The sequence below is a fragment of the Peribacillus sp. NPDC058002 genome (assembly GCF_042886655.1).
Taxonomy (GTDB): domain Bacteria; phylum Bacillota; class Bacilli; order Bacillales; family DSM-1321; genus Peribacillus; species Peribacillus aracenensis.
The window spans coordinates 1-1,994 of record NZ_JBHVQU010000435.1 but is presented as its reverse complement, the minus strand read 5'-3'; the positions used below and the strand labels follow the sequence as shown (position 1 = coordinate 1,994).

Sequence of the window (1,994 nt, the reverse complement as noted above, 5' to 3'; positions counted from 1 at the left end):
GATGTATATGTCGGCGGGGAAATAAAGTTGATTAAGAGAATAGAGCGTCCGTTATTCCAAGCTAATTATCTGGACCCTGTCGAGACAAGGAAAGCTTTTGCTGAAAAAGGGTGGGAAACGGTTGTCGGTTTCCAAACGAGGAACCCTGTTCACCGTGCACATGAATATATTCAAAAGACAGCATTGGAGATTGTCGACGGCTTATTCTTAAATCCTCTCGTAGGTGCCACTAAATCCGATGACATTCCGGCAGATGTAAGAATGGAAAGTTACAAAGTGCTGCTTGAGAAATATTATCCCAAGGATCGTGTCTCCCTTGCAGTTTTCCCTGCTGCCATGCGTTATGCAGGACCTAGAGAAGCCATTTTCCATGCAATGGTCCGTAAAAATTATGGATGCACCCATTTTATCGTCGGACGTGATCATGCGGGTGTGGGCGATTATTATGGCACATATGATGCCCAAAAAATCTTTGGGAATTTTAACGCCGATGAGTTAGGGATCACGTTATTATTCTTTGAACATAGTTTTTACTGTAAAGCATGCGGCAACATGGCTTCCGCTAAAACTTGTCCGCACGGCAGGGAAGATCATGTCATCCTGTCTGGAACGAAGGTAAGGGAAATGTTGCGTAATGGAGAAATTCCTCCAGCTACCTTTAGCCGTAAAGAGGTCATCGAGGTGTTGATCGAAGGTCTGAAAAAGAATGAAGTTTATAACTGATAGGACATAAATTGAAGGATCACATGAAGAGGGGGATTATTATATGAGTAAAAGTACGAATGTCACTTGGCATGAAACGTCATTGACCAAGGAGCTCCGCCGGAAGCAAAACGGGCATGAAAGCACAGTTCTATGGTTTACAGGACTCTCGGGTTCCGGAAAATCAACGATTGCGAACGCGGTCGCAAAAGAATTATATAATCGGAATATTCGAAGCTATGTTTTGGATGGTGATAATATCCGCCACGGTTTAAATAAAGATTTAGGTTTTTCTGAAGAGGATCGAACCGAGAATATTAGGCGGATCGGTGAGGTTTCCAAGTTATTCGTGGATAGTGGGCAGTTCGTATTGACTGCCTTCATATCTCCATTCAGGGCAGATCGGCAGATTGTACGTGATTTACTCGAAGAAGGGGAGTTTATTGAAGTATACATAAAGTGTCCGATCGAAGAGTGTGAGGTGCGTGATCCAAAGGGTCTATATGATAAGGCACGTAAAGGAATCATAAAAGATTTTACCGGAATCGACTCTCCGTACGAAGATCCAGAACAACCGGAAATCATTTTAGAATCCGACCAATACAGCATTGAAGAGTGTGTTGAACAGGTAATCGGCTATTTGACAGCAAAGAAAGCGATTTAATCAAGGAGGAAATGTAATGGTTTACGAAAAATTTTGGTCGGAAAATCCACTAATCGCTAAAAATAAAACGGAAATCTGGAAATTGGAAAAAGACGGATTGAAGATATTTGATGATATTCCACATTACGCAGCAAATGGTTTTGATTCCATCCCTAAAGAGAATTGGGATATGTTCAAGTGGGCAGGTCTATACCTGCAACGGCCAAAAGAAGCTGGTTACTGGATGATGCGTGTCGTTATTCCCGGAGGTATCCTGACGTATGATCAACAAATAACTCTAGCTAACATCGCTAAAGATTACGGGAGGGGCGTATATGACATTACAACCCGTCAAGCCATTCAATTCCACTGGCTGACTATCGAACAAGTCCCGGATATCTTAAATCGTTTGGAAAAGGTTGGAATGACTACGGCTGGTGCTTGTGGTGATATTACACGTAATATCATCGGGAATGCATTAGCAGGCATCGATCCCGATGAACTTTTTGATACACGCGAGGTCCTTTATGATGTATTTGAGTATTTCCGCCTTAACGAAGACTATTCCAACCTTCCGAGGAAATATAAAATGTCCATCAGTGCTAATATCCATAATGCTTCGAATGCTGAAATCAACTGTGTTTCATTC

General features: G+C 42.2%; 2 protein-coding genes and 1 pseudogene. All 3 read left to right on the top strand.

The genetic code is table 11. The features are described 5' to 3' along the window. On the top strand, positions 1–723 hold a 723-nt coding region (locus ACFVSH_RS26035; protein WP_387708682.1), incomplete at its 5' end, for a sulfate adenylyltransferase. 43 nt (positions 724–766) lie between these two features. After that, positions 767–1,366: an adenylyl-sulfate kinase gene (cysC, locus tag ACFVSH_RS26030; protein ID WP_387708680.1), complete on the top strand. Its 600-nt coding sequence runs from the start codon at positions 767–769 to the stop codon at positions 1,364–1,366. Positions 1,367–1,382: 16 nt separating this feature from the next. Beyond that, positions 1,383–1,994 (top strand): annotated as a pseudogene (locus tag ACFVSH_RS26025) (nitrite/sulfite reductase); the annotation flags it as partial.

Excerpts from the sequence above, each read along its gene's own strand:
- cysC (WP_387708680.1), top strand. The coding sequence starts at position 767 with ATGAGTAAAAGTACGAATGTCACTTGGCATGAAACGTCATTGACCAAG.